Origin of the sequence: Rhodococcus sp. A14, from assembly GCF_011603105.1 — a bacterium.
GTDB lineage: Bacteria > Actinomycetota > Actinomycetes > Mycobacteriales > Mycobacteriaceae > Rhodococcus_F > Rhodococcus_F opacus.
In genome coordinates this window covers 12556-36950 of record NZ_JAAOQS010000040.1, presented here as the reverse complement: position 1 = coordinate 36950, position 24395 = coordinate 12556, and the positions used below count along the sequence as shown (strand labels likewise).

Sequence of the window (24395 nt, the reverse complement as noted above, 5' to 3'; positions counted from 1 at the left end):
AGATCGGACGAGCGTCCCGTTGGTTCAGGCGCGCAGGGCGCCGAGTGCGTCGATGCGTTTGATCGCGTCGGCGATTATGCCGTCGATGAGGTCCTTGCATGTGGGCAGGTCGTCGAGCAGTCCCACGACCTGTCCGGAGGCGAGGACGCCGGCGTGGGTGTTGCCCTCGACGAGCCCGGCCTTGAGCAGCATCGGGGTGTTGGCGGCCATGATGATCTGCTGCCAGGTGCGGTCGCTGGACTTTTTCATGGCGAGGCCGTCCTTGACGAGGGTCGACCATTTCATGCCGGTCATGGCCTTGAACTTGGACGCGTTGCGGGCGGCCGCGACGAGGCCGCGGACGTTGCCGGAGTGTTCGAGGCTGTTGACGAGGTCGGTGTTGAGGACCCGGTGGGGCATGCCGTCGACCTTGCGGGAGACGGTGGTGTCCTGCAGTCCCCGGGCGAGGTATTGCTGTTTGACGGAGTCGGGGACCGTCGATTCCTGGGTGAGCAGGAAGCGGGTGCCCATCGCGATGCCGGCGGCGCCGTAGGCGAGGGCGGCGGCGAGTCCGCGTCCGTCGTAGAAGCCGCCCGCCGCGATGACGGGGATGTCGACGGCGTCGAGCACCGACGGCAGCAGCAGTGTGGTGGCCACGGGGCCGGTGTGCCCGCCGCCCTCGCCGCCCTGCACGATCACCGCGTCGGCGCCCCACGAGGCGACCTTCTTTGCGTGTTTGGCGGCGCCGATCGACGGGATGACCACCACGCCGGCGGCTTTCAGCTTCGCGATCAGTTCCTGCTTCGGTGCCAGCGCGAACGACGCGACGCGCACGTTCTCCCGGATGAGCAGGTCGATGCGTTGCGGGGCGTCGGAGGCGTCGGCGCGGATGTTGACCCCGAATGGTTTGTCGGTGAGGGTCTTCGTCTTCGCGATCGCCGATTCGAGTTCGGTGTAGGTCATCGTCGCCGATGCCAGGATGCCGAGACCGCCGGCGTTGGCGGTGGCGGCGACGAGCCGCGGTCCGGCCACCCAGCCCATCCCGGTCTGGACCACCGGGTGCTCGACGCCGACCAGCTCGGTCAGCGCGGTGCGGAGCGTGCTCATACCGACACCTCCCGGTCGCGCAGGCTGCGGGGGTCGAGGACCTCGCGGATCAGCCGCAGTTCCTCGTCGGTGGGTTCGCGGGTGACGCCGGCGTCGGTGAGCCCTGCCACCTCGAACGAGGTGTTCTCGGCGACCTGGTCGGCGGTGACGCCGGGGTGCAGCGACAGCGCGCGGAAGGTGTGGTCGGGTCCGCCGAAGTCGAACACCCCGAGGTTGCTCACCACCCGGTGCAGGTGGTGGAAGCGGTATGCGGGGTTTTCCGGGTCGATCTGGTCGTAGCCGACGCCCGAGACGATGTCGACCTTGTCGCAGAACACCCGCGAGGTGTGCTTGCCCACCCAGTAGCTGGTGGGGTGGTTGATGGTGTTGCCGGGCGCGCCGCGGACGCCGAACATCTGCCGCGTCGGTTGCTGCAGCGGACCGAACGCCGACAGGTTCTGGTTGCCGTGCCGGTCGATCTGGTTGGCGCCCATCACGACGTGCCGGCGGCCGGAGGCGACGACGTCGAACACCTTCCGGAACGGCATCCAGCCCTCGATCGGGGCCTTCGCGCCGACGGCGGGGGTGTCCGCGAAGATCAGGGCTTCACCGTCGGTGATCAGCAGGTCGGGTTCGGTGGTCAGTCGCGCGAGCCGGGCGCCGATCAGGGGCAGGGTCGCCATCGGGCTGGCCATGATCTCGCCTGCCCCGGAGAAGATGTCGGCGCACGCGATCGCGCAGTACTCGGCGCGGGTGACTTCGGTGATCGTCTCGCTCATGCCTGCTCCTCTGCAAATTTCTTCACGGCGGCCTGGTAGTCGTCCTCGCTGCCGGACAGGTAGGTGTCGACGAACTGCTGCCACGTTTCGGGGGTCTTCGCCGATTCCGCGTAGTGGCGCTGGAACTTCTCGTCGCGGCCGTAGCTGTCGCCGGCGAGGGTGAAGTGGGCGCCGTTCGGGGCCTCGACCACGCCGTCGACCATCATGCGGTTGAGGATGAGGTTCTGCAGTGGAACGGTTTTCACCAGTTCCTCGGTTTCCACCACCCGCTCGACGGAGACGAACCGCTTCTCGGCGGCCGCGCAGTACAGGTCGTCGAAGTAGGGGTCGACTCCGGTGTAGGCGGCGTTGCCGTGCTTGTCGCCGAGGTTCAGATGGACCAGTGCCGCATCGAGATTGAGGGCCGGCATCGCGATCAGCGTCTCCGGCTTGCCGGACGCGTCCGGGTAGGGGGAGGTGACGGTGCGCAGTTCGTCGCCCCAGAATCCCCGGACGTCGGAGCCGAGCCCGGCACGGATCGGCAGGAACGGCAGCCGGGCGGCGGCGGCCTCGAGGCCGCACTTGACCATGCCCTCGTCCATTTCGCGGACCTCGATCTCACCCGCGGTGCGCGCCTTCGCGAACCACGGGTCGTAGAACGGGGCCGAATCGAGGGACACGAAACCGTAGTACGCCTTGGTGACCTTGCCCGCCGAGCACAGCAACCCCAGGTCGGGGCCGCCGTAGGTGACGACGGTGAGGTCGGTGACGTCCGAGCGCAGCAGCGCCCGGACCAGCGCCATCGGCTTGCGGCGCGAACCCCAGCCGCCGATGCCGATGGTCATTCCGCTGCGCAGTTCTCCGACCGCGTCGTCGAGCGACATCCTCTTGTCGCGCTTGCTCGCCATGGATGTCAGCCTTTCCTGTTGTTCGAGTGGGAGCGGGGCTTACCGGTTTCGACGAACTCGTCGCGGTGCTCGTCCGAGACGCCGGCCAGGTTGAGTTCGAAGGTGTAGCCCTGCTCGAGGCGGTAACTGGTCTTCACGTCGACGGGGTCGATGCCGTTGATGGCTTCCTTGGCGCAGCGGATGACCCGGGTGTCCTTGGCTGCGATCTTGGCGGCGATGTCGCGGGCGGTGTCGTCGAGTTTCTCGCGCGGCACCACCTCGTACACCGATCCGAAGTGCTGGAGTTGCTGGGCGGTGACGTTCTGCGCCGTGTAGTACAGCGTGCGCATCATATGCTGGGGGACGAGCCGGGCGAGGTGGGTGGCGGCGCCGAGTGCGCCGCGGTCGACCTCGGGCAGTCCGAAGACGGCGTCGTCGGAGGCGACGATCACGTCGGCGTTCCCGACCAGGCCGATGCCGCCGCCGACGCAGAATCCGTTGACCGCGACCACCACGGGCACGGCGCAGTCGTAGACGGCGGCGAACGCGGCCGCGCAGCCCCGGTTGGCGTCGACCAGTGCGCCGTAGCCGTCGGTGGCCTGCATTTCCTTGATGTCGACGCCGGCGTTGAACCCGCGTCCCTCCGCTCTCAGGATCACCACGTGGGTGTCCGGATTCCGCCCCGCGTCGAGTACGGCGTCGGCCAACTCGAACCAGCCCCGGGACGGGATGGCGTTCACGGGCGGGTAGTCGACGGTGACCGTGGTGATGCCCCCGGTCTCAATTTCAGTCCGGATCCCCATTTTCTTTTCTCCTCCACGCCGCGACTTCACTCACCAAGCAATTGCTTGGTAGGGTAGCACGATGGAAACAGGTTCTAACATGACCGGAAGTGTCGTGCTGGTGACCGGCGGTGTTCGCGGGGTGGGCGCGGGCATCAGCCGCACCTTCCTGCGGGCGGGCGCGACGGTGGTGGCCTGCGCCCGCCGACCGGGGGAGGCGCCGGTGGAGGTGGACGGCCGGGCCGTCGAGTTCCTGCCGTGCGACATCCGCGATCCGGAGCAGGTGCAGGGTCTCGTCGATCGGATCGTGGAACGGCACGGGCGGCTCGATGTCCTGGTCAACAATGCCGGCGGCGCCCCGTTCGCGCTCGCCGCGGATGCGAGTCCGAAGTTCCACTCCAAGATCGTCGAGCTGAATCTGCTCGCCCCGCTCCTGGTGTCGCAGGTCGCGAATGCGGTGATGCAGAGACAGGATTCGGGTGGCGCGATCGTGAACATCTCCAGCGTCAGCGGCTCGCGACCGTCGCCCGGGACCGCGGCGTACGGTGCGGCGAAGGCCGGGGTCGACAGTCTCACCGGCAGTCTCGCGGTCGAGTGGGCGCCCAAGGTGCGGGTCAACTCGGTGGTCGTCGGCCTGGTCCGTACCGAACTCGCGCATCTGCACTACGGCGACGAGGCGGGGATCGCGGCGGTCGGGGACACGGTCCCGCTGGGCCGGATGGCCTGCCCGGAGGACATCGGCAACTGTGCGGTGTTCCTGGCTTCACCGCTGGCGGCGTACGTCAGCGGTTCGACGCTGACCGTCCACGGCGGCGGAGAACGTCCCGCCTTCCTGGCGGCAGCTACAGCATCTACAGAGGAGAAGGCATGAGTGGAGTGGTCGACGGTCGCGTCGTCATCGTGACGGGCGCCGGACGCGGAATCGGACGCGCCCACGCGCTGGCGTTCGCCGCCGAGGGCGCGAAGGTCGTGGTCAACGACATCGGAGCCGGCATCGACGGTTCCGCCACCGGGGAGAGTCCCGCCGAACAGGTGGTCGCGGAGATCGTCGCCGCGGGCGGCGAGGCCGTCGTGAACGGCGACGACGTCGCGGACTGGGCAGGCGCCGAGAATCTGATCAACACCGCCATCGACGCGTACGGACGCCTGGACGTGCTGGTGAACAATGCCGGGTTCCTGCGCGACCGCATGCTCGTCGGGATGAGCGAGCAGGAGTGGGACGCCGTCGTGCGCGTCCATTTGAAGGGGCATTTCGCGACGCTGCGCCACGCCGCCGCGTACTGGCGGGCCGAGGCGAAGGCGGGCAACCCGGTCGACGCCCGGATCGTCAACACCAGTTCCGGTGCCGGACTGCAGGGTTCGATCGGGCAGGGCAATTACGCCGCCGCGAAGGCGGGGATCGCGGAGATGACCATCCAGGCGGCCGCGGAATTGAACAACTACGGCGTCACCGTCAACGCGATCGCCCCGGCCGCACGCACCCGGATGACGGTCGGCGCGGGCGGCGCGATGGCGGAGGCGATGGCCGCGCCCGAGGAGGGGTTCGACGCGATGGCGCCGGAGAACATCTCCCCGCTCGTCGTGTGGCTGGGCAGCACGGAGTCGAAGGACGTCACCGGACGCGTGTTCGAGGTGGAGGGAGGCAAGATCACCGTCGCCGAGGGCTGGCGGCACGGTCCCACCCAGGACAAGGGTGCGCGCTGGGAACCGAAGGAGATCGGACCCGTCGTCGCCGACCTTCTCGCCAAGGCCGAAACCCCGCTCCCGGTGTACGGCGCCTGAGCAGGTGAGTGGCGAAGTGTGCTGGGGCACGCATTGCCACTCACCTGCACCGGACGAACGGGACGCCCGTTGCCTCAGATCGAACGAGCGTCCCGTTCGTCCGGCTGCTCGGGGAACTGGAGAGTTGTTTGGACACATTGATAAACAGGTGTCCAGAAGTTAGTGTGCAAGAAGGAAAAGGCTCTCGGCCAAGGAGAATTCGTGAAATTCGGCATTACGTTGTTTACGAGTGACCGCGGGATCGGGCCGGCCACGGCCGCGAGGGGTGCAGAGGCCAACGGATTCGACTCGTTCTACGTGCCCGAGCACACGCACATTCCGGTGAAACGCGATGCGGCGCATCCTCAGACGGGTGACGGGTCGCTGCCCGACGACCGCTACATGCGCACCCTCGACCCGTGGGTGGCGCTGGCCTCGGCGTCGGCGGTCACGGAGCGGATCGAACTCGGGACGTCGGTCGCGCTACCGGTGGAGCACGACGCGATCACGCTGGCCAAGACGATCGCCTCCCTCGACCACCTCAGCGGCGGACGGGTCACCCTCGGCGTGGGGTACGGCTGGAATCTCGACGAACTCACCGATCACAACGTTCCGCCGGCACGGCGCCGGACGATGCTGCGCGAGTACCTCGAGGCCATGCGTGCGCTGTGGACGCAGGACGAGGCGTCCTACGACGGCGAGTTCGTGAACTTCGGTCCGAGCTGGGCGTGGCCCAAGCCGGCCCGGGTGCCTCCGGTGATCGTCGGCGCCGCCGGTAACGACAAGAATTTCCGGTGGATCGTGAAATCGGCCGACGGGTGGATGACTACTCCGATCGAGCAGGACATCGACGACCGCGTCGTAACGCTTCGACGGATGTGGCGTGAAGCCGGCCGGGACGGCGAACCGCGGATCGTCGTGCTCGACGGCAAGCCGGACGTGGACAAGTTGCGGCGGTGGAAGGGCCTCGGTGTCACCGAGGTCGTGTACGGACTGCCCGACCGGAGCGAGGAGGACGTCCTGGCGTACCTGGGGCGCCTGTCCGGAAAACTCGAGGGATTGCGCGAGTCGACCGCGGTGAGGTGAGTGAGTGCGGTTGGATGGGATGAGGGCACACTCGAGTAAGAACGTGTTCTAGTATTGCTAGCCAACTGCTCGAGGAGAGGCCGAAGTCCGTGCGCATCGCACTCTTGTCGTATCGAAGTAAGCCCCACTGTGGTGGGCAGGGTGTGTACGTTCGCCATCTCAGCCGTGAGCTGGTCGAACTCGGTCATCAGGTCGAGGTGTTCTCGGGGCAGCCGTACCCGGACGTCGACCCGCGGGTGACGTTGACGAAGGTCCCCAGCCTCGACCTGTATCGCGAGCCGGATCCGTTCAGAACGCCGCACCCACGCGAGTTCCGCGACGCCGTCGACGTGCTGGAGGTCGCGACGATGTGGACGGCCGGTTTCCCGGAGCCGCTCACGTTCAGCCTCCGCGCGGCGCGACTGCTGAAGGAGCGCGCCGACGAGTTCGACGTGGTGCACGACAACCAGTGCCTCGGCTACGGGCTGCTGCAGCTCCAGAAGGCCGGACTTCCGGTCGTCGCGACCATCCACCACCCGATCACCCGCGACCGCGAACTGGACCTGGCGTCGGCGAAATGGTGGCGCCAGGTGACGGTCCGGCGCTGGTACGGCTTCCTGCGCATGCAGAAGCGGGTGGCGCGTGCCATCCCCGCGCTGCTGACGGTGTCGCAGTCCTCCGCCGACGACATCAGCGCGGCCTTCGACGTTCCCGCCGACAACCTGCAGACCATCCCACTGGGCGTGGACACCGAGGTTTTCCGGCCCCCGGCCGCCGCCCGGGTTCCGGGCCGCGTCGTGTGCGTCGCCAGCGCCGACATGCCCCTCAAGGGGGTGTCGACACTCCTCGAGGCGGTCGCGAAGGTGCACACGGAGCGGGCCGTCGAACTGGTGCTGGTCACCAAACTCGCACCCGGGGGAGTGACGGAGAAGCTCATCGAGGAGCTGGCCATCGGCGACGTCGTCCGGACGGTGTCGGGTATCGACGACGCCGAACTGGCGTCGCTGCTGGCATCGGCCGACGTCGCGTGCGTCCCGTCGCTGTACGAGGGCTTCTCGCTGCCCGCCGTCGAGGCGATGGCGTGTGGCACCCCGCTGGTGGCGAGCCGCGCCGGCGCCATTCCCGAGGTGGTGGGAACGGACGAGGAGGCGTGTGTGCTGGTGACGCCCGGCGACCCACAGGAACTCGCGGACGTGCTGGGCGCGTTGCTCGACGATCCGCAGCGCCGGGCCCGGCTCGGCGACGGTGGCCGCCGACGTGTGCTCGAGCGCTACAGCTGGGCCGCCGTGGCGGCGAGAACCGCGCAGACGTATGCCGAAGCGATAGCGCAGACCCGTGAAGGAGGCCGACCGTGCTGACCGTGGACTTCGACCGGCTGGGTGTGAAGCCCGGCGACAAGGTGATCGACATCGGGGCGGGCGCCGGACGGCACTCGTTCGAGCTGTATCGACGCGGCGCCGACGTCATCGCCTTCGACCAGAACGCCGACGAACTCGCGGACGTCGAGAAGATGTTCGTGGCGATGGCCGAGGTCGGTGAGGTCCCGGCGGGTGCCTCCGCCCGCGTCGAGGTCGGCGACGCGCTGAACCTGCCGTACGAGGATGCGACGTTCGACGTCGTCCTCATCTCCGAGGTCCTCGAACACGTGCCCCGCGACGGCCGCGCCATCGCCGAGCTGACCCGCATCCTCAAGCCGGGTGGTGTTGCGGCGGTGACGGTTCCGCGGTGGCTTCCGGAGAAGATCTGCTGGGCGCTGTCCGACGCGTACCACGAGGTGGAGGGTGGCCACGTCCGCATCTACCGCGCCGACGAGCTGGCGGAGAAGCTGACGGCCGCCGGCCTGCAGGTCCGGGGCCGGGATCACGCCCACGCCCTGCATTCGCCGTACTGGTGGCTCAAGTGCGCGGTCGGGGTGGAGAACAACGACAACCCCCTCGCGAAGGCCTACCACCAGGTTCTGGTGTGGGACATGATGAAAGCCCCCTGGCTCACGCGCACCGCCGAGAAGGTCCTCAACCCCGTGGTCGGCAAGAGCGTCGTGTTCTACCTCGAGAAGCCGAGGGAACCGAGCGTGGTGAAGGCGCCGCGGTGAGAGCCGCCGGCGTCCCGTCGGTACCGAACGTGTTGTCGGAGAGCCAGGTCAGGCAGACAGCACGGTCGATCGCGGCAGCGCAGGAGTCGTCGGGGGCGCTGCCGTGGTTTCCCGGTGGGCACACCGACCCGTGGGATCACGTCGAATCCGCCATGGCCCTCACTGCCGCCGGCCTGATCGACGAGGCGGTGGGCGCGTACGAGTGGTCGCGGCGGACGCAACGCCCGGACGGTTCGTGGCCGATGAAGTTCCGCGACGGGGCCGTGGAGAATCACGATTCCGACAGCAACTTCTGCGCCTACCTCGCGGTGGGGGTGTGGCACCACTACCTGATCACCGGTGACCGGGATTTCGTCGACACCCTGTGGCCGTCCGTGCAGGGTGGTCTCGATTTCGTCGTCGACATGCAGTCGTCGAGCGGAGAAATCTGGTGGGCCCGCGGCGAGAACGGTCAGGACTGCCCCGAGGCGCTGCTGACCGGGAACTCCAGCATCCATCACAGCCTGCACTGCGGGCTGCTCCTCGCCCGGCTGGTCGACGACCCGCAACCGGAATGGGAGTTCGCGAAATACACGCTGGGCCACGCGATCAGGCAGCACCCGGAGGCGTTCGCGATCAAGGACGAGTACTCCATGGACTGGTACTACCCGATCCTCGGGGGCGCCGTCCGCGGTGAGGTCGCGTCGGACCGCATCGCGTCGCGGTGGGACGACTTCGTGGTCGAGGGACTCGGTATCCGCTGCGTGGACCACCGGCCGTGGGTGACCGGCGCCGAGACGTGCGAACTGGTGCTGGCTCTCGACGCGATGGGGGAACACACTCGCGCGCTCGCACAGTTCGCCGCCATGCAGCACCTGCGGGATCCGGACGGCTCGTACTGGACGGGGCTCGTCTACAGCGACGGCAAGCGGTGGCCGGTCGAGCAGACCACGTGGACGGGCGGGGCGATGATCCTCGCCGCGGACGCGCTGTCCCGCACCACGCCCGGACACGGAATCTTCCGGGACGCGGCGCTGCCCGTGGGACTACCGATCGGCCTCGACCGCTGTGGCGACTATTGTCACGCCAGCGGTTCGCCCGTCTGACCGCCCACCCGCTCGAGAACACGCAGCGACCCGGTGACGGACGTCTCCTTGAATTGCCCTGTCCCCAAAGCCCGTTCGTAGATCTCGAACGGTGGTCGTCCGCCGTCCGCGGGGTCCGGGAACACGTCGTGGATCACCAGGGCGCCGCCGACGTTCACCCACGGCGCCCACCCCTCGAGATCCGCCGACGCCGCCTCCGACGTGTGTCCGCCGTCGATGAAGACGAAGTTCACGGGAGTGCGCCAGAACGTCGCCACCGTCGACGACCGGCCCAGCACACCCACGACGTACTCCTCGAGTCCGGAGTCGGCCATCGTGTGCCGGAACCGGCCGACCGTGTCGAGCAGGCCGGTGTGCGGGTCGACGAACGCCGGTTCGTGGTACTCCCAGCCGGGCTGATGCTCCTCGGAACCGTGATGGTGATCGATGGTGACGATGCGGGCGCCCCGCGCCTTCGCCGCCGCCCCGAGATAGATCGTCGAACGACCGCAGTACGTGCCGATCTCGACGCCCACCCCGCCGGGGGTCAGGTACTGCATCGCGGCGTCGTGCAGGGCCGTCCCCTCGTCTTCCGGCATGAAGCCGGGGGTGGAGTCGGCGAGTCGGAGAAGCTCTGGCGTCAGGTGTTCGGTGCTCATGTGGCCTCTGCGTCCGGGGCGGCCGCTCTGGCCGCTTTCTTCCGCTTGTGTAGCACCCCGCCGATCATCGAGTCGAGTTTCGTCCCCAACGGCCAGCCCACGTAGTGGCACAGGAACAGCGCGATCTCCCGGAGTTGGTCCTCGTCCAGTTCCTCGTTGTGCAGGGCCGCCCCCACCTGGATCTCGGCCACGTCGACGAGCCCCTGTGCGGTGAGCGCACCGAGGAGGAGAAGCCGGCGGTCGCGGATGCTCAGCCCGGGCCGCGACCAGATGTCGGCGAACAGGTGGTCGGCGGTGACGGCGAAATGCGCGCCGGGCCCGTCCTGCATCTCGAATCCGTAGACCTTCTCCATCATGGCCAGGCCACGGGTGCGGGTGTCGTCGGTCATGGTTGCTCCTTCTTGTCGACGGTGCTGTCGACGCCGAGTCCAGGACCCAGGCCCGTGAGCGCGAGTCGGGCGAGCGGCAGCGCGACGTCGAGTCGTTCGCCGAGCCCGATCGCCAGCGACAGGTCCTTCTCCCCGAGGTCCCGGACATGGGTCATGATCGGGTACCAGTTGTCGGTCTCGTCGAGAGCGTCGGTGGTGTCGCGGAGCATGATCGCTCCGGCGCCACCGGTGATCGCGTCGGTGTGCCGGACGACCTTTCCGAGTTCGGTGATGTCGAGACCGGCGGCCTCGGCGAGCCGCTGCGCCTCGGCGGCGGCCGTGAACGAGACGAAGTGAAGCAGGTTGCGGGCCAGCTTCATCCGCGTTCCCGCGCCCACGTCTCCGGCGTGTACGACGAGTTCGGCCCAGTGCCCGAACGGCTCCCGCACTTTCTCGAACGCGTCGTCGCTCGCCCCGACCATGACGGCGAGCTTCCCCTTGTGCGCACCGGGTGCGCCGCCGCTGACGGGCGCGTCGATCAGGTCGACGCCGTGCGCACGGCAGCGGTCGGCGAGTTCGACGGCGGTGACGTCGCTGATGGTGGAGTGCACCGCCACGACGGTGCCCGGCCGCGCGGTGTCGAGGAGCTGCGTGACGACCGCGCGGACCTGCTCGTCGTTCAGCACGGTCACCGAGATGACGTCCGCGTTCTCCGCCACCTCCCGCGGACTCGACGTCACCTTCGCGCCCGCCTTGCCGAACGGCTCCAGCGCCTCCGGCCGGGTGTCGCACACGATGAGCCCTCCCGGCCGGTCCAGCAGCCGCTTCGCCATGGGCGCACCCATGTTGCCGAGGCCGATGTAGCCGACGGATACCTGCTCGGTCGTGGTCATGACCGGAAGATCTGTCCGCCGTCGACGTTGAAGATCTGCCCGGTGATCCAGCTCGCCTCGTCGGAGAGCAGGAACAGGCAGGCGCCGACGAGGTCGTCGGGGGTGCCCATCCGCTTCAGCGGCAACGTCTCGACCATGTCTGCCACCATATTTCCCGGCGTGACGGTGCGGGTGGCTTCGGTGTCGATCGGTCCGGGCGCGATGGCGTTGACCCGGATGTTCATGCCGCCCACCTCGTGGGCGAGTTGCTGGGTGAGGCCGTTGATCCCGACCTTCGCGAGGCCGTAGAAGCCGGAGTACAGCCAGGCGGCCGTGGACGACTGGTTGACGATGGAGCCGCCACCGCCGCTGTTCATGTGCGGCCACACGGCCCGGGTCACGTTGAGGGCGCCGTCGAAGTTCACGGCCATGAACTTCTTGTAGTAGTCCCACGGCACGGTGATGAGGAGATCGAGCTTCATACCGCCGTAGATCGCGGCGTTGTTCACGAGATGGTCGATGCCGCCGAACTTCTCGACCGTGAACTCGGCGAGTTGCTTCGCCGAATCCTCGTCGGCGACGTCGACGTCCTTGAACACCGCAGTCCCGCCGTCCGCGCTGATCTGCTTGGCCACGGTCTCACCGAGCTCCGCATTGAGATCGGCCACCACCACGTTCGCGCCCTCGCGGGCGAGGGCACGCGCGTAGCCCTCGCCGATGCCCTGTGCGGCGCCGGTGACGATGACGGTCTTCCCGTCGAAACGTCCCATATCGATTGACTCCTGTGTTGTCGGGCCGGCTCGCCGGCGTACTATTGGGCCGGTTCCGCGACCAGCTTGGTTTCCAGGTATTCCTCGAATCCGGCCACGCCCATCTCGCGGCCGATTCCGGACTGCTTGTAACCGCCGAACGGGGCGTCGGCGGAATACCAGACGCCACCGTTGACGCTGAGCGTTCCGGTGCGCACGCCGTCGACTACTCGCTTCACGCGTGCGGGGTCTGTGCCCCACACCGACCCGGACAGCCCGTACGGCGAGTCGTTCGCGATGCTGATCGCGTCCTCGTCGCCGTCGTGGGGAATGATCACCAGCACGGGTCCGAAGATCTCTTCCCGAGCCACCCGGGCGGTGTTGTCGAGGCCGGCGATCAGGGTGGGTTCGACGAAGAATCCACGGTCCCGATCGGCCGGTCGGCCACCACCGACCACGATCGTGCCGCCTTCCTCCCGCGCAAGCCGCAGGTAGTCCTCGACGCGGGCGCGTTGCCGTGCGGAGATGAGGGGACCGCAGATGGTGCCGGGTTTCGCGGGATCGCCCGCGTGCAATCCGCCGAGGGTCCGGGCCGTGGCCTCGACCGCCTCGTCGTACCTGTCGCGGGGAACGAGCAGCCGGGTGGTGATGGCGCAGCCCTGCCCCGCGTGAGTGGACACCGTGAACGCGGCGACCCCGCACGCACCCGCGAGGTCGGCGTCGTCGAGCACGATGAACGCCGATTTGCCGCCGAGTTCGAGGAACACCTTCTTCAGCGACTCGGACGCCGCCGCCATGACGGCCTTGCCCGTGGCGGTCGAACCGGTGAACGACACGAGGTCGACGCGGGGGTCGGTGGAGAGCTGAGCGCCGAGGGAGTGGTCGCTCGACGTGACGATGTTGACCACGCCGGCCGGGAGGTCGGTCTCCTCGGCGATCAGGTGCCCGACGAGGGCGGCGCACCAGGGAGTGTCGGGCGCGGGCTTGAGGACCACCGTGTTTCCGGCCGCGAGTGCGGGGCCGATCTTGGCGAAGTTGATCTGGTGCGGGAAGTTCCACGGCGTGATTGCCCCGACGACGCCGACGGCCTCCTTGAGAACGCGTCGGCGGGTCTTGATGCCCATCGGCTCGGCGATGCCCAGATCCTGTTCCCAGGAATAGCTTTCGGCGAGGTCCGCGAAATACCCGAGGTCGGCGACCGGGCCTTCGAGTTGCGGTCCGCTGGTGAGGAAGGCCGGGGCGCCGACTTCGGCGATGGTGATGTCGCGCAGTTCCTCGATGTGGGACTGCAGCACGTCGCGCAGCTGCCGCAGGCAGCGGGTGCGGAAGGCGTGGTCGCGGGACCACGTGGTGTCGTCGAAGGCCCGCCGGGCCGCGGCGATCGCGGCGTCCATGTCGGACGCGGTGGCGTCGGCGGCTCTCCCGAGCACCTCCTCGGTGGCCGGGTTGATCACCTCGAACGTGCCGCCGGAACCGGGAATCAGTTTGCCGTCGATCAGGAGAGCAGAGCTGTCGGTGGGGCGCAGAGTCATGGATTTTCGCTTCCGAATCGGGTGAGTGTCACAGCGATCTCCGAAAACTGGACATGTGTCTGGACTATAGTTTGAACAACTGGATGCCGCAATGACGAGTTCGACGGAGGTGCGATGAATTCACGCGACGTGAGACGGCTGGACGGGCGAGGCGCCGTCGTCACCGGCTCGAGCCGGGGGATCGGCAGGGCCGTCGCGCACGCGCTCGCGGCGGAGGGAGCCGGCGTGGTGGTCAACGGCCGTGATCCGGACGCGGCGGAGAAGGTTGCCGACGAGATCGTGCTCGGTGGTGGCCGGGCGATCGCGGTGGCTGGATCGGCCGCCGCCCACGGCGTCGCGGAGGCGCTGGTCGACGCCGCGGAATGTGCGTTCGGCCAGGTGGATGTGCTGATCAACTGCGCCGGCGTCGCGGAGCCCGCCGGGTCGTCCATCCTCACCGTCACCGACGAGCAGTGGCGCGAACTCGTCGATGCGCACCTGACGGCGACGTTCCGCACATGCCGGGCCGCGGCGCCCCTGATGGCGGAACGGGGGCGCGGAGCGATCGTGAACACGAGTTCGTTCGCGTTCCTCGGTGACTACGGCGGAACCGGATATCCCGCCGGCAAGGGAGCGGTCAACAGTCTGACCCTCGCCATCGCGGCCGAACTGGCCGGATCCGGCGTCCGCGCCAACGTCGTGTGCCCCGGTGCCAAGACCCGCCTGTCCGTGGGAGCGGAGTACGAGCAGCACATCGAGGAACTGCACAGGCGGGGGATGCTCGACGACGCAACGCGCTACGGCTCGCTGCATCCGGCACCCGCCGACTACGTCGCCCAGCTGTACGCGTTCCTGGCCAGCGACCTCGCCGCCGGCATCACCGGCGGGATCTTCGCCGGATCAGGGTGCTTCGTCGGCAGATTCGACCGGCCGGCTCCGACTGTGCTGGCCTACCGCGACCACGAGACCGAGCCGCCGTGGTCGCTCGACGAGCTCGCGAAGTTGGTGGGTTCCGCTCACGGTGAGCGGTGATTGAATTGTCCGGCATCACAGGGGCCGAGACTTCGTCGTAGGCGGCCGGCGGCGTGTCCCGGAAAGATCAGGCCTACGTCCCGTAGGGATAAGTCTTTCGGATTCCGTGCCGCTACTATGAAATGCATCACGCCGCGGGAACTCGACGCCTACATCGGCAGAACCCGCGTCCCACACGGGCGAGTGAAGTCGTCCCGCCGCACACGGCGGGCGACGCCGCGTACGGATCAAGGTCGAAAATAAGACGAGCGCAACGACTCTCGGTAATCACGTCGCTCTGGCGGCGGATAGCGGCTCGTGGAATCGACTTGTGCCTGGGCGAAAGCGGCCCAATGAAGCTGACGCAGAGGCCCGCGGATAGCCGAGCGCTTTGTATCGGAATTACGCACGGAGAGAATGTATGTTGTTTTGCACCAAAATTGTTCGACAGTGTCCTCCTGGTGAATGTGCTGGTGACGGACGATCGCGGGCAACGATAATTCGACGATCTGGCCGACGATCGACGTTGCCTCCACTGTTCGGTCTGGCACGGTTCGATGTGTTGGTCCGCTGGGGGAGACGGAGGTGGGCGTCGGCAGGGCCGGGTAGGGACAGGCGACGGTCGGACCCGAACACCGCGCTGGGTTATTTGGAGCAGCTTCCGGCACTGAGGTTGCTCGAGCGGCTTCCGGTTCCCGCCCTCGCTGTCGATGAAGAGGGGGTGATTGTGCATGCCAACCCGGCGCTCGAGCGGATGCTGGGGTACCCCGAGCACTGGTTCGCCGGGTGCTCGGTCGCGGACGTGGTCGTTCCGGCGTCGTCGTCGGGCGGCCCCGCATCGGTGGCGTTGCTGCGGGACTTTGCGGGAAAGGTAATCGAACTCGCCCATCGCGAAGGTTTCGTTGTGCGTGCGGCGGTGAGCAGGTCGGTGTTGCGCAGGAAGGATGACCCCGTCACGTTCGTGTGCTTCCAGGACCTCACAGAGCAGTTGTGGGGCGGTGGGCGGGCCCCCGAATTCGAGTGATGAGCTCGCCCGGTTTCCTCGCAGTACCGAGGATGAGCATGCGTGGCGAGTTCAGGTGGGCGACGACTCCGAGTCGGTGCCGTCCGAGCCGGGGTTGTCGGGATCGGCGAACATCGCCTCGATTCGGTTCGTTTACTTTCGGTGCGCAGTTGTGGACCGAGCGAAGCGGCCGGGGCGCGCGAGGGATTCGCGGCAACCGAACGGTCTCGCAGGCTGTGTCGGGTGGCCTCCTCGGCCGGAGCAATCCGATTCCAGGTGGGTGGGAAACCCCGCGGTTCCGACGCGAACGCACACCGAATCGGCGGACAATGAATTCACCCGGCAGTGGGTTGCGGCGAGGAAGGGGCGTCATGTCCGAAAGTTCGTCGGTCAAACAGGGCGTCGCGGCGGGGACCGCGATGGGTGCAGCGGTCATCATGGTCACCGTCGGACTCCTGCAGTTCTTCCAAGGGCTCGCCGCGGTCTATGAGAACGAGGAGTTCGTGGTGGGGGTGGAGTACCTCTACAAGTTCGACTTCACGGTGTGGGGCTGGATCCATCTCGTGCTGGGTGCGTTGGTCGCGGTGACCGGCCTCGCGTTGTTCACCGGCGCCGCGTGGGCCCGGGTGTCGGCGATCGTGATCGCCGCGATCTCGATCGTGGCCAATTTCCTGTGGCTGCCGCACTACCCGTGGTGGTCGGTGCTCATCATCGCGCTCGACGTGGTGGTGATCTGGGCGATCTCGACGTGGCGGCCGAACCCTTCTGACGCCTGGGCCTGAGAACGGCAGCAGGAGGGGTGGTGGCCCTTTCAGGACGGGGTGTGCGTTCGCTCCGGCCACCCGACGCTGGACAGTGCTCCGCGCAGCACCGATTCGTAGATCGAGTCCAGGTCCAGTTCGTCGCCGAGGAAGTCGGTGTTCACCAGCATCACGAAGCCGTGCATCGCGGCGAAGATGCTCACTGCCGCGTCGAGGGTGTCCTCGGGCGGCAGTCCGCACGACGCCAGCATCGTGCGCAGCGCTGTGTTCGCGTCCAGTGCCGCGGTGATGAAGGCGTCCCGGTCCACCGGGCTGGTGGTCAGCGTCTGATACCGATGCGGATGCTCGGTCGCCCAGACGCGGTGCGCGTCGACGAGCGCACGAAGGCCGTCCGGACCGCTTCGGCCCATGGCGATCTCGCGCAGGTGGGCACCGAGTTCCGCCATGGTGCGCACCTGGACGGCACCGCGGATGTCGTCGAGGTTGCGGACGTGGTTGTAGAGCGACGCGGTGACGACGTTCAGCCGGGCGGAGAGACTCGTCATCGACAGTGGCTCCCAGCCGAGTTCGTCGATGATCTCGATCGCGGCATCCACGACCTTGTCTCGCGTGAGTGTGCGACGTCGGATCGGTCCGTTTTGCCCTTTCATCATGGGTCCAGCATAAGGGCTTCCATTATAAATGAAAGTGTGTAGTTTAAGACGCATCCCATTCGTTTATCGATCGAGGAGCAGTGTATGACCGCGTCTCGGATTGATCTCAAATCCCCCGACGTCTACGCGGAAGGGGTCCCCTACGCGTTCTTCGACCATCTGCGGGCGAGCGAACCCGTCTATTGGCAGCCCGAGGAGAACGGCACCGGGTTCTGGGCGGTGACCAAGCATGCCGACGTCGTCGCCGTGTCCCGCGACAGCGCGACGTTCTCGTCGGCGGTGGGCACCACCCAGATCGACGATTTCGACGAGCAGACCCGCGCGAAGCAGGCCGCCATGCTCGTCAACCTCGACCCTCCCGACCACACCCGGCTCCGGCAGCTCGTCAGCCGCGGATTCACCCCGCGCACGGTCAAAGTGCTCGAGGGGCACATCCGCGACATCTGTGCGCGGATCGTCGATCGGCTTCTCGACGCACGCGACGTCGACTTCGTTCCCGAGGCGGCAGCGCCGTTGCCGCTCGAGGTCATCGCGGCGCTGCTGGGTGCGCCTGCCGGGGACGTCGACAGGCTCTACGACTGGTCCAACCGGATGATCGGCTTCGACGACCCCGAGTACGGCACCACCCAGGCCGACGGTGAGATGGCCGCGGCGGAGATCTTCCTGTACGCCAACGAGCTTGCAGCGCAACGCCGCATCGAGCCCCGCGACGACATCGTCACCAGGCTCGTGCAGCCGGACGGGAACGGCGACACGCTCACCGAGATGGAATTCAACATGTTCTTCGTCCTGCTCGTGGTGGCGGGGAACGAAACGACGCGCAACGCGACCGCCGGTGGGATGCAGGCCTTCATCGATCATCCCGATCAGTGGCGACGACTGCAGTCCGAGCCGGAACTGGCTGCGAGTGCGGTGGAGGAGATCCTGCGGTGGGTGACCCCGGTGATGGACTTCCGGCGAACCGCCACCCGGGACGCCTACATCGGCGATCAGTTGGTCAGGGCCGGCGACAAGGTGGTGATCTACTACCCGAGCGCCAACCGGGACGAGGACGTCTTCGACGAGCCGTACCGGTTCGACATCGGCCGGAGCCCCAACCCGCAGATCGCGTTCGGCGGTAGCGGGGTGCACTTCTGCCTCGGCGCCCACCTGGCGCGGCTCGAATTGAAGATCCTGTTCGAGACTCTCGCCGCGCGGATCGACCGGGTGGAACCTACTGGCCCGGTCGCCCGGCTGCGGTCGAATTTCATCAGCGGCATCAAGACGATGCCCGTGCGAATTCACCCGCGCAGTCCGGTGTGAGAGTCCGATTTTCGTTGCCAGTCGCCGGTAACTGTAGTAGCGTCCAGACACGTGTCCAGTAGTATGAATTTCGAGTCCACCCGCCGCCGTCTGACCGAGAAGCAGGCCGATACCGTCGACCGCCTCACCAAAGCGGCAGTCGAAGTACTGCGTGAAGAGGGATTCGCGGGACTCACCGTTCGCTCGGTGGCCGGCATCGCCGGGGTCGCGCCCGCGACGGCCTACACGTACTTCTCGTCCAAGGAGCACCTCGTCGCCGAGGTCTTCTGGCGGCGTCTCGCCGCCTCGCCGCAGCCGGTGGACGAGGGACTCGATCGCACTGGACGCGTGGTTGCCGTGCTCCGTCACATCGCTCTCCTGGTGGCGGACGAACCCGAACTCGCCGGAGCCGTCACCAACGCGCTGCTCGGCCGCGACCCCGACGTGGAGCACCTCCGCGCCCGCATCGGGCTGGAGATCCGCGACCGGCTCGCCACCGCACTGGGCGACGGCCACGATCCCGACGTCCTCGAGGCACTGGAGCTGCTGTACGCCGGCGGCCTGGTCCGCGCGGGAATGGGATACGGGTCCTATGCCCAATTCGCCGATCGACTCGAAACTTCCGCCAAGCTGATTCTGGAGTAGATGCCATGACCGCAGCCTCGATGCCCGGGGTGTCACACAATCCGGTGACGTTCAATCCGTACGACTATGGCTTCCACGAAGATCCGTACGTCACGTATCGAAGACTGCGGGAAGAGGCACCCCTCTACTACAACGAGGAACTCGACTTCTGGGCGTTGTCCCGGCACGAGGACGTCGTCGCGGCGTTCCGCGACAACCAGCGCCTGTCGAGCGCGAACGGGGTGTCGCTCGACCCGGCGGCGTACGGACCGCACGCCCACAAGACGATGTCCTTTCTCGCGCTGGACGATCCGCGGCACATGCGGATGCGGCAGTTGGTGTCCCGCGGCTTCACGCCGAGGCGGGTGAACGAACTCGAGGGGCGGATCCTGGATCTGACCCGGCAGTACCTCGACCCGGCGCTCGCGGCGGGCGAGTTCGACTGGATCGCCGAGTTCGCCGGCAAGCTCCCGATGGACGTGATCTCGGAACTGATGGGGGTGCCGGAGGCCGACCGCGTGGAACTCCGCCGGCTCGCCGACCTCGTGGTGCACCGCGAGGAAGGCGTTCTCGACGTGCCCCACGCCGCGATGGAGGCGTCGCTCTACCTCGTCGGCTACTACGCCGACATGCTGGCGGAGCGCCGCAGAAAGCCGACCGAGGACCTCACGTCCGCACTGCTCGAGGCTGAGATCGACGGCGACCGGCTCACCGACGACGAGGTCATCGCGTTCATGTTCCTGATGGTGGTGGCAGGCAACGAGACCACCACCAAACTCCTCGGCAACGCGCTGTACTGGGGTTTCCGCTATCCGGGCGAGGCCAGGCAGGTCTTCGAGGATGCGAGTCGAGTGCCGGAGTGGGTGGAGGAGACCCTGCGTTTCGACACGTCCAGCCAGATGGTCGCCCGGACGGCGTCCGTCGACCTGGACTTCCACGACCGGACGATTCCCGCCGGCGACAAGGTGCTGATCCTCATCGGCTCCGCGAACCGCGACTCGGCGGTGTTCGAGGACGCCGACGAATACCGGATCGGCAGGGACACGTCCAACAAGCTCGCGAGCTTCGGCGGCGGCACCCACTTCTGCCTCGGCGCCCACATGGCCAGGCTCGAAGCGCGAATCGCGCTCACCGAACTCGTCTCCCGCATCGACGACTACGACATCGACGAGGCGAACAGTGCGCGCGTCCACTCGACCAACGTGCGCGGTTTCGCCACCCTCCCCATGAAAGTGCAGGTCCGCGATGCCTAGGTTCGAGCCCAACCCGCAGCGACGCCCGTCGGTCGTCGCCGGGGCCTCTTCGGGAATCGGCACGGCGACGGCCTATGCGCTGGCCGAGGCCGGTCACCCCATCGCGCTCGGTGCCCGCCGGGTGGCCGAATGCGAGGAGATCGCGGAGAAGATCCGCAGCAACGGGGGAGAAGCGTTCGCGCACTACCTCGACGTCACCGACACCGCATCCGTCGACGAATTCGTCACCGCGGCGGAGAAAGCGCTCGGCCCCACCGAGATCGCCTTGTCGGGGGCAGGTGACCTGGAGTTCTCCGTCGCACACGAGATGGACCCCGACCAGTTCCTGGGCCAGGTCAACGTTCATCTGGTCGGTGCGCAGCGTCTCGCGCACCGCCTCCTTCCCGGCATGATCGAACGCCGGCGCGGAGATTTCATCCTGATCGGATCCGATTGCGCCGACACCCCCCGGCCCCGGATGGGCGCCTACAACGCCGCGAAGGCCGGCGTCGAGATGATGGGCCGGCAGATGCGAATGGAACTGGAAGGCACCGGTGTCCGGGCATCGGTCGTGCGTCCGGGCCCCACCCAGACATCCATGGGGATGAACACCACCGAGGAGGTCATCGGACCCGTCCTCGAAGACTGGGCGAAATGGGGATTCGCCCGGCACTCGTACTTCCTGCGCGCCTCCGCGATCGCCGACGCCGTCGTCGCCGCCGTCAGTGCGCCGCGCGGCGCACACCTGGTGCTGATCGAAGTGCAGCCCGAGGCGCCCCTGCGAAAGGATGGAGAATGAACCTGGCTACCCCGCAACGTGTGTCCGGTGGTGAGCACGAGCACGGACATCTCGAAGAATTGCGCACCGACCCGATCGCGCTGATGCGCCGCGTCCGGGAGGAGTGCGGCAACGTCGGTGTCTTCCAGCTCGCCGACAAGAAAGTGGTGCTGCTGTCCGGCGCCGAGGCCAATGAATTCTTCTTCCGCTCCACCGACGAGGATCTCGACCAGCAGGCCGCCTACCCGTTCATGAAGCCGATCTTCGGCGAGGGAGTCGTGTTCGACGCGAGCCCCGAGCGCCGCAAGGAGATGCTGCACAACCAGGCGTTGCGCGGCGAGCAGATGAAGGGCCATGCCGCGACGATCGCCCACGAGGTCGACCGCATGGTGGCGCAGTGGGGCGACGAGGGGGAGATCGACCTCCTCGAATTCTTCGCGGAGCTGACCATCTACACGTCCTCGGCCTGCCTGATCGGTACGAAGTTCCGGGAGCAGCTCGACGGCCGGTTCGCGCACCTGTACCACGAGCTCGAGCAGGGCACCGACCCCATCGCATACGTCGACGCCTACGCCCCGATCGAGAGCTTCCGCCGGCGGGACGAGGCGAGGGTGCAGTTGGTGGCCCTCGTCCAGGAGATCATGAACGGGCGCATCGAGAACCCCCCTCAGGGCAAGGAGGATCGGGACATGCTCGACGTGCTCGTCTCGATCAAGGACGAGGACGGCAACGAGCGCTTCACGGCGGACGAGATCACCGGCATGTTCATCTCGATGATGTTCGCCGGGCACCACACCACGTCCGGCACCGCGGCCTGGACCCTGATCGAGCTGCTGCGGCACCCGGACTACGCCAAACAGGTGGTCGCCGAACTCGACGACCTCTATTCGGACGGCTCCGACATCAGTTTCGGGGCGCTCAGGCAGATCCCGAAACTCGAAGCGGTGCTGAAGGAGACGCTGCGGTTGCACCCGCCGCTGATCATCCTGCTGCGCGTCGCGCGGGGTGAGTTCGAGGTCGGCGGCTACCGGATCGCCGAGAACGACCTCGTGGCGGCCACGCCCGCGATCTCCAACCGGATCGCGGAGGATTTCCCGAACCCGGACACGTTCGATCCCGAGCGCTACATCGACCCCAACCAGGAAGACATCGTCAACCGCTGGACGTGGATTCCGTTCGGTGCAGGCAGGCACCGCTGCGTCGGGGCCGCGTTCGCGCTGATGCAGTTGAAGGCGATCTTCTCGATTCTCCTGCAGGACTGGGAGTTCGAGATGGCGCAACCCTCCGAGACGTACCGCAACGATCACAGCAAGATGGTGGTGCAGCTGCAGCAGCCGTGCACGGTGAGGTACCGGAAGCGAAGCACGTGATGAAAGTCGAAGCCGATCTCGACCTGTGTCAGGGTCATGCCGTGTGCGAGATGGAGGCACCCGATGTCTTCGTCGTCCCGAAGCACGGCAAGGTCGAGATCCTCGACACCGACCCACCCGAGAACCTGCGCGCCGAAGTCGAGAGCGCCGTGCGCTTCTGCCCGACCCAGGCCCTGCGGATCCTCGCGGACAACGACTCCGAAGGAGATACCCGATGACACAGTTCGATCGAAGGATCGGCCCGGCGGTGCAGTTCGATCGTGCGGAGCTCGATGAGATGGTGCAGCGCTGGGTGGACGAGAACAAGCGCTGCGAGTCGCTCGGCGACTGGAAGCCGCTCGCCGAGATGTACACCGAGGACGCCACGTACGGATGGAACTACGGCCCGAAGGACGACTTCATGGCCGTGGGCCGGGACGAGATCCGCGACCTGGCGCTCGGGCAGGAAATGGACGGGCTCGAGGGCTGGCAGTACCCGTACCAGCAGTTCGTCATCGACGATCGCAGCGGCGACGTCATCGGATTCTGGAAGCAGGTGTCCGAACGCACCCGCGACGACGGCACGCACTATCAGGTCACCGGAATCGGCGGCAGCTGGTTCCGGTACGGCGGCAACTTCCAATGGTCTTGGCAGCGTGACTTCTTCGACTTCGGTAACGTCTCGAGCCTGTTCCTCGAGATGATCACGAACAACGCGATGTCGGACGGCATGAACGCGCGGATCCAGCGCGCGACGTCCGGTCGGCTGCCGGGGTGGTATCCGGTCGGCAAGGCCCCGGTTCCGCTGTGGTGAGTACGGTGAAGGTTCCGGCGTCGTTCGCCGATCTGTCCCGCGAGGATCTCGCGATTCTCGTGCCGGAATTGCTCCTGTGCGGTCATCTCATCGACCGCTCCGGTATGCCGCACCTGATCGGGGCGTTCGGTCGCGAGGGCATGACGCAGGTCGCGATCGAGGAGTGGATGGCGTCGAGCCCCCTCTACACGCGGCGGATGCAACGCGCGCTGGGATTCGAGGGCAACGGCGTCGTGACGATCTTCAAGGGTCTGCAACTCGACATCGGTGCGCCGCCCCAGTTCATGGACTTTCGGTACCGCGTCACCGATCACGATCACGGCGAGTTCTGGCTGGATCACTGCGGCGCGTTGATGGACGTCGAACCGATGGGCGACGAGTACGTCACGGCGATGTGCCACGACATCGAGGACCCGACGTTCGACGCCACCGCACTGGCGACCAACCCGCATGCGCAGGTGCGTCCCGTGCACCGTCCGCCCCGCAGGCCTGCGGACCGGACACCGCACTGCCTCTGGACGGTCACCATCGACGAGGCCCACGTGCCACCCCCGATTCCGGAAGGGTTGGTGACGGTGGGGAAGTCGCGGGCGGCAACGGTCGAGTTGTCGCCGATCGACACCGGCGGGCCGGGGCAGCACGACTACGCGGGCGCGCTCCTCGACGACCTGCGGTTCCCGGACTTCTCCCATTCGGCTCTGACTCGGATGGCGGAGGAGGTGTGCGTGCAGCAGCACCTGCTGACGCTCGGTTTCCTGCTCGCGGTGCGGGCCCGCTCCGATGCCGAATCCGCGCTCGACATCGCCCGCAAGCAACTCACCGGCATCGCCGGCCTCACGTCGGAGCGGATCCGGAACGCGCTCGGGCTGCCGGCTGACCTCGAGGGCCTCGCTGTCGTCCTCGCCGTGCATCCGGCGTTCAATCCCCGTCAGTACGTGGACGTCACCATCACCCTCGGCGACCGCATGCTGCTGACCCTCGGCAGGGACTGCGGAGCCGGGGAGGACGGGGCGTGGCCGTCCATGATCGACGCCGAGCACCTCGGGCCGTTGACTGCGCTCGTGCGCGGGGTGTCGCCGCGCTTCGCGGTGCAGGTGGTCGAGGAGACGGATGCGGCGCTGACCGTGGAGATCGTTATCGGTGAGCCGCCCGCGAAGGAGGCACCCGAGGTGGCGCTCACCCGGTTCAGCACGGGAGCCGACTTCGCGTTCACCGATCGAGGAAGACCCCTACCACTCACAGTCGTCTGAGAGAGG

At 67.3% G+C, this 24395-nt stretch carries 27 protein-coding genes; 17 read left to right on the top strand and 10 right to left on the bottom strand.

Annotated features, from left to right (window positions below):
• Positions 1-24: 24 nt before the first annotated feature.
• The 4 genes from ipdC to echA20 are packed head-to-tail and all read right to left on the bottom strand — an operon-like array spanning position 25 to position 3513.
• Positions 25-1086: a (3aS,4S,5R,7aS)-5-hydroxy-7a-methyl-1-oxo-octahydro-1H-indene-4-carboxyl-CoA dehydrogenase gene (gene ipdC, locus G9373_RS21445; RefSeq protein ID WP_005563740.1), complete on the bottom strand. Its 1062-nt coding sequence runs from the start codon at positions 1084-1086 to the stop codon at positions 25-27.
• A complete protein-coding gene (ipdB, locus tag G9373_RS21440; protein ID WP_167116749.1) occupies positions 1083-1844 on the bottom strand; it encodes a cholesterol ring-cleaving hydrolase subunit IpdB in 762 nt (253 codons plus the stop codon). Before ipdB ends, ipdC begins: the two co-directional genes overlap by 4 nt.
• On the bottom strand, positions 1841-2731 hold the full coding sequence (gene ipdA / locus G9373_RS21435; RefSeq protein WP_167116746.1) for a cholesterol ring-cleaving hydrolase subunit IpdA: 891 nt from the start codon (positions 2729-2731) through the stop codon (positions 1841-1843). Before ipdA ends, ipdB begins: the two co-directional genes overlap by 4 nt.
• A gap of 5 nt (positions 2732-2736) precedes the next feature.
• The gene (echA20, locus tag G9373_RS21430) at positions 2737-3513 is read right to left on the bottom strand and encodes a (7aS)-7a-methyl-1,5-dioxo-2,3,5,6,7,7a-hexahydro-1H-indene-carboxyl-CoA hydrolase (RefSeq protein WP_120659731.1); all 777 of its coding nucleotides are present in this window, start codon (positions 3511-3513) and stop codon (positions 2737-2739) included.
• A 61-nt stretch (positions 3514-3574) separates the two neighbouring features.
• On the opposite strand from echA20, the gene G9373_RS21425 reads away from it, so the two are divergent.
• From G9373_RS21425 to G9373_RS21400, 6 genes are all read left to right on the top strand, one after another.
• A complete protein-coding gene (locus tag G9373_RS21425; RefSeq protein WP_043788329.1) occupies positions 3575-4363 on the top strand; it encodes an SDR family oxidoreductase in 789 nt (262 codons plus the stop codon).
• Positions 4360-5274, top strand: a complete 915-nt coding sequence (locus G9373_RS21420; protein WP_005563748.1) for an SDR family oxidoreductase — start codon at positions 4360-4362, stop codon at positions 5272-5274. The genes G9373_RS21425 and G9373_RS21420 overlap by 4 nt, the downstream gene beginning before the upstream one ends.
• A 201-nt stretch (positions 5275-5475) precedes the next feature.
• Positions 5476-6339, top strand: a complete 864-nt coding sequence (locus G9373_RS21415) for an LLM class F420-dependent oxidoreductase (RefSeq protein WP_133986073.1) — start codon at positions 5476-5478, stop codon at positions 6337-6339.
• 89 nt (positions 6340-6428) lie between these two features.
• Positions 6429-7676, top strand: a complete 1248-nt coding sequence (locus tag G9373_RS21410; RefSeq protein ID WP_005262944.1) for a glycosyltransferase family 4 protein — start codon at positions 6429-6431, stop codon at positions 7674-7676.
• On the top strand, positions 7670-8410 hold the full coding sequence (locus G9373_RS21405; RefSeq protein ID WP_005262942.1) for a class I SAM-dependent methyltransferase: 741 nt from the start codon (positions 7670-7672) through the stop codon (positions 8408-8410). The genes G9373_RS21410 and G9373_RS21405 overlap by 7 nt, the downstream gene beginning before the upstream one ends.
• The gene (locus G9373_RS21400) at positions 8407-9495 is read left to right on the top strand and encodes a hypothetical protein (protein ID WP_005563753.1); all 1089 of its coding nucleotides are present in this window, start codon (positions 8407-8409) and stop codon (positions 9493-9495) included. The genes G9373_RS21405 and G9373_RS21400 overlap by 4 nt, the downstream gene beginning before the upstream one ends.
• Here G9373_RS21400 and G9373_RS21395 read toward each other — a convergent pair.
• From G9373_RS21395 to G9373_RS21375, 5 genes are read right to left on the bottom strand one after another with little or no spacing between them, the layout of a single operon-like run.
• Positions 9471-10133: a class I SAM-dependent methyltransferase gene (locus G9373_RS21395; protein ID WP_133986074.1), complete on the bottom strand. Its 663-nt coding sequence runs from the start codon at positions 10131-10133 to the stop codon at positions 9471-9473. The genes G9373_RS21400 and G9373_RS21395 overlap by 25 nt on opposite strands.
• Positions 10130-10522 (bottom strand): carboxymuconolactone decarboxylase family protein, encoded by a 393-nt coding sequence (locus tag G9373_RS21390; RefSeq protein ID WP_005244588.1) that lies wholly within the window; start codon positions 10520-10522, stop codon positions 10130-10132. The genes G9373_RS21395 and G9373_RS21390 overlap by 4 nt, the downstream gene beginning before the upstream one ends.
• Positions 10519-11394 (bottom strand): NAD(P)-dependent oxidoreductase, encoded by an 876-nt coding sequence (locus G9373_RS21385; RefSeq protein ID WP_005563754.1) that lies wholly within the window; start codon positions 11392-11394, stop codon positions 10519-10521. The genes G9373_RS21390 and G9373_RS21385 overlap by 4 nt, the downstream gene beginning before the upstream one ends.
• Positions 11391-12143: an SDR family oxidoreductase gene (locus G9373_RS21380; protein WP_167116742.1), complete on the bottom strand. Its 753-nt coding sequence runs from the start codon at positions 12141-12143 to the stop codon at positions 11391-11393. Before G9373_RS21380 ends, G9373_RS21385 begins: the two co-directional genes overlap by 4 nt.
• 41 nt (positions 12144-12184) lie before the next feature.
• Positions 12185-13654 (bottom strand): aldehyde dehydrogenase, encoded by a 1470-nt coding sequence (locus tag G9373_RS21375; protein WP_005563756.1) that lies wholly within the window; start codon positions 13652-13654, stop codon positions 12185-12187.
• 114 nt (positions 13655-13768) lie between these two features.
• Between G9373_RS21375 and G9373_RS21370 the strand changes: the two genes are divergently transcribed.
• The 3 genes from G9373_RS21370 to G9373_RS21360 all read left to right on the top strand — a co-directional run bounded on the left by G9373_RS21370 (position 13769) and on the right by G9373_RS21360 (position 16429).
• Positions 13769-14665: an SDR family NAD(P)-dependent oxidoreductase gene (locus G9373_RS21370; protein ID WP_005563758.1), complete on the top strand. Its 897-nt coding sequence runs from the start codon at positions 13769-13771 to the stop codon at positions 14663-14665.
• A gap of 538 nt (positions 14666-15203) precedes the next feature.
• Complete coding sequence (locus G9373_RS21365) at positions 15204-15668, top strand: PAS domain-containing protein (protein WP_169692891.1); 465 nt, start codon at positions 15204-15206, stop codon at positions 15666-15668.
• A gap of 350 nt (positions 15669-16018) precedes the next feature.
• Complete coding sequence (locus G9373_RS21360) at positions 16019-16429, top strand: hypothetical protein (RefSeq protein WP_005262932.1); 411 nt, start codon at positions 16019-16021, stop codon at positions 16427-16429.
• 29 nt (positions 16430-16458) lie between these two features.
• Here G9373_RS21360 and G9373_RS21355 read toward each other — a convergent pair whose 3' ends face one another.
• Positions 16459-17061, bottom strand: a complete 603-nt coding sequence (locus G9373_RS21355; protein ID WP_005563761.1) for a TetR/AcrR family transcriptional regulator — start codon at positions 17059-17061, stop codon at positions 16459-16461.
• A gap of 84 nt (positions 17062-17145) precedes the next feature.
• Between G9373_RS21355 and G9373_RS21350 the strand changes: the two genes are divergently transcribed.
• The 8 genes from G9373_RS21350 (at position 17146) to G9373_RS21315 (ending at position 24389) form a co-directional block, all read left to right on the top strand.
• The gene (locus G9373_RS21350; RefSeq protein WP_005262930.1) at positions 17146-18363 is read left to right on the top strand and encodes a cytochrome P450; all 1218 of its coding nucleotides are present in this window, start codon (positions 17146-17148) and stop codon (positions 18361-18363) included.
• Positions 18364-18426: 63 nt separating this feature from the next.
• Complete coding sequence (locus G9373_RS21345) at positions 18427-18987, top strand: TetR/AcrR family transcriptional regulator (RefSeq protein ID WP_007300914.1); 561 nt, start codon at positions 18427-18429, stop codon at positions 18985-18987.
• 5 nt (positions 18988-18992) lie between these two features.
• Positions 18993-20219: a cytochrome P450 gene (locus tag G9373_RS21340; RefSeq protein WP_005563765.1), complete on the top strand. Its 1227-nt coding sequence runs from the start codon at positions 18993-18995 to the stop codon at positions 20217-20219.
• Positions 20212-20997 carry an SDR family oxidoreductase gene (locus G9373_RS21335; protein WP_133986076.1) on the top strand — a complete coding sequence of 262 codons (786 nt, stop codon included), beginning with the start codon at positions 20212-20214 and terminating at the stop codon, positions 20995-20997. Before G9373_RS21340 ends, G9373_RS21335 begins: the two co-directional genes overlap by 8 nt.
• On the top strand, positions 20994-22346 hold the full coding sequence (locus G9373_RS21330) for a cytochrome P450 (protein ID WP_005262924.1): 1353 nt from the start codon (positions 20994-20996) through the stop codon (positions 22344-22346). Before G9373_RS21335 ends, G9373_RS21330 begins: the two co-directional genes overlap by 4 nt.
• Positions 22346-22564 carry a ferredoxin gene (locus G9373_RS21325; RefSeq protein WP_005262923.1) on the top strand — a complete coding sequence of 73 codons (219 nt, stop codon included), beginning with the start codon at positions 22346-22348 and terminating at the stop codon, positions 22562-22564. The genes G9373_RS21330 and G9373_RS21325 overlap by 1 nt, the downstream gene beginning before the upstream one ends.
• Positions 22561-23139 carry a hypothetical protein gene (locus tag G9373_RS21320; protein ID WP_005563767.1) on the top strand — a complete coding sequence of 193 codons (579 nt, stop codon included), beginning with the start codon at positions 22561-22563 and terminating at the stop codon, positions 23137-23139. The genes G9373_RS21325 and G9373_RS21320 overlap by 4 nt, the downstream gene beginning before the upstream one ends.
• Positions 23133-24389, top strand: coding sequence for a hypothetical protein (locus G9373_RS21315; protein WP_133986077.1), 1257 nt, complete (start codon positions 23133-23135; stop codon positions 24387-24389). Before G9373_RS21320 ends, G9373_RS21315 begins: the two co-directional genes overlap by 7 nt.
• The last annotated feature ends 6 nt before the right edge of the window (positions 24390-24395 follow it).

Bases quoted from the DNA above. Each gene is read 5' to 3' on its own strand.
- ipdC (WP_005563740.1), bottom strand. From the start codon at position 1,086: ATGAGCACGCTCCGCACCGCGCTGACCGAGCTGGTCGGCGTCGAGCAC.
- ipdB (WP_167116749.1), bottom strand. From the start codon at position 1,844: ATGAGCGAGACGATCACCGAAGTCACCCGCGCCGAGTACTGCGCGATC.
- ipdA (WP_167116746.1), bottom strand. From the start codon at position 2,731: ATGGCGAGCAAGCGCGACAAGAGGATGTCGCTCGACGACGCGGTCGGA.
- echA20 (WP_120659731.1), bottom strand. From the start codon at position 3,513: ATGGGGATCCGGACTGAAATTGAGACCGGGGGCATCACCACGGTCACC.
- G9373_RS21425 (WP_043788329.1), top strand. From the start codon at position 3,575: ATGGAAACAGGTTCTAACATGACCGGAAGTGTCGTGCTGGTGACCGGC.
- G9373_RS21420 (WP_005563748.1), top strand. From the start codon at position 4,360: ATGAGTGGAGTGGTCGACGGTCGCGTCGTCATCGTGACGGGCGCCGGA.
- G9373_RS21395 (WP_133986074.1), bottom strand. From the start codon at position 10,133: ATGAGCACCGAACACCTGACGCCAGAGCTTCTCCGACTCGCCGACTCC.
- G9373_RS21390 (WP_005244588.1), bottom strand. From the start codon at position 10,522: ATGACCGACGACACCCGCACCCGTGGCCTGGCCATGATGGAGAAGGTC.
- G9373_RS21385 (WP_005563754.1), bottom strand. From the start codon at position 11,394: ATGACCACGACCGAGCAGGTATCCGTCGGCTACATCGGCCTCGGCAAC.
- G9373_RS21380 (WP_167116742.1), bottom strand. From the start codon at position 12,143: ATGGGACGTTTCGACGGGAAGACCGTCATCGTCACCGGCGCCGCACAG.
- G9373_RS21375 (WP_005563756.1), bottom strand. From the start codon at position 13,654: ATGACTCTGCGCCCCACCGACAGCTCTGCTCTCCTGATCGACGGCAAA.
- G9373_RS21370 (WP_005563758.1), top strand. From the start codon at position 13,769: ATGAATTCACGCGACGTGAGACGGCTGGACGGGCGAGGCGCCGTCGTC.
- G9373_RS21360 (WP_005262932.1), top strand. From the start codon at position 16,019: ATGTCCGAAAGTTCGTCGGTCAAACAGGGCGTCGCGGCGGGGACCGCG.
- G9373_RS21355 (WP_005563761.1), bottom strand. From the start codon at position 17,061: ATGATGAAAGGGCAAAACGGACCGATCCGACGTCGCACACTCACGCGA.
- G9373_RS21350 (WP_005262930.1), top strand. From the start codon at position 17,146: ATGACCGCGTCTCGGATTGATCTCAAATCCCCCGACGTCTACGCGGAA.
- G9373_RS21345 (WP_007300914.1), top strand. From the start codon at position 18,427: ATGAATTTCGAGTCCACCCGCCGCCGTCTGACCGAGAAGCAGGCCGAT.
- G9373_RS21340 (WP_005563765.1), top strand. From the start codon at position 18,993: ATGACCGCAGCCTCGATGCCCGGGGTGTCACACAATCCGGTGACGTTC.
- G9373_RS21335 (WP_133986076.1), top strand. From the start codon at position 20,212: ATGCCTAGGTTCGAGCCCAACCCGCAGCGACGCCCGTCGGTCGTCGCC.
- G9373_RS21330 (WP_005262924.1), top strand. From the start codon at position 20,994: ATGAACCTGGCTACCCCGCAACGTGTGTCCGGTGGTGAGCACGAGCAC.
- G9373_RS21325 (WP_005262923.1), top strand. From the start codon at position 22,346: ATGAAAGTCGAAGCCGATCTCGACCTGTGTCAGGGTCATGCCGTGTGC.
- G9373_RS21320 (WP_005563767.1), top strand. From the start codon at position 22,561: ATGACACAGTTCGATCGAAGGATCGGCCCGGCGGTGCAGTTCGATCGT.